The 1,114-nt window shown below is 46.4% G+C and carries 1 protein-coding gene; it reads right to left on the reverse strand.

The annotated features are described in order from the left end of the window. Nucleotides 1–53: 53 nt before the first annotated feature. On the reverse strand, nucleotides 54–776 hold the full coding sequence (locus KDK14_RS15695; RefSeq protein WP_373691093.1) for a TetR/AcrR family transcriptional regulator: 723 nt from the start codon (nucleotides 774–776) through the stop codon (nucleotides 54–56). Nucleotides 777–1,114: the final 338 nt, after the last annotated feature.

The raw sequence follows: 1,114 nt of genomic DNA on the forward strand, positions 1-1,114 counted from the left end.
TCGCAATCCTCGCTACGGGGACGCCCAGTCGGGCGCTATTCTCGGACAGCCTCCTAGTTGTATACACCCAACATCAACTCTATCTGACGTTTAAGCATTAGCCTGAGCCTCCGAACGGTTCTTTCGTCCTCAAAACCTGCAACTAATCCCTGATACTCAACATGAAGGATGATACTGCCAAACAGTTCTGCATCAATATCAGGTTGCCTGGAGCCGATTTTTGTAAAGAATGTTTTGAGACTATCAAGGAAGAATTTCTGGTGACTGAAAGCAATAGGCCTGAGGTTTTCATTACGCAAACATTCCTGCTGAAAAGCACGTTCAGCGATCAGGTAGTCAGGGTGCTCTGCCAACTGAATCAAAACATACTCAATGGCGAGATCGCTAATCCGGTCAGCAAATATCTGACGACTGGCCTGGTCTGACGGCTCAAGCTCTTTTATGGCCATTTTCAGCATACTGTCAGATTCTTCCCAGTAGGCCTTGAACTTCTGAGCACCCATCTCCACAAACAAAGTGAAGGTGTCGGTAATCAGATCCGTAATATCTTTGAAATAATAAGTAGTTGCAGAAAGAGGAACATTGGCTTCCTTGGCAACAGCGCGATGACGGACTCCCCTGACTCCGTCTCTGACAACGATTCTTAATGCCGCCTCAAGGATTGTACGACGACGCTGTTCACTATTGACACGACTGGTTTTTCGTCCCTGATATTTCAATTTCATACCGCTGTCGTGCTTACCAGAGCTTTTCATGCCTTCTGGTGAGGAATCCATTGTTGAGACCATATTAAGACTGCCTTACAGTTGCCTGATTGTTTTATAGCTTTCGTCCAGTACCATCGCTTGAAGATGCATCTTAGTACAGAAATCAACCATACGTATGAAAACCACACCTCTAACAATTAAGGGTTATCAGTCCACCATGCCTGGTAGTATTCCCCATAAACTTTAAAGGCGCATATGTCTGGTTCTCGACTTCGCCAGCAAAGCGCATCACTCAACGTCAAGTTCCACTGTTCAGATACCCGGGAGGCTGTCCGAAAATAGACTGCCCTGCTGCGGCGGCAGCAAATTGGTCTAAAAATCCGCTTTTGTTCGGCAAATAGTCCCGC

This window comes from Endozoicomonas sp. ONNA2, assembly GCF_024606365.1.
Lineage (GTDB): Bacteria > Pseudomonadota > Gammaproteobacteria > Pseudomonadales > Endozoicomonadaceae > Endozoicomonas.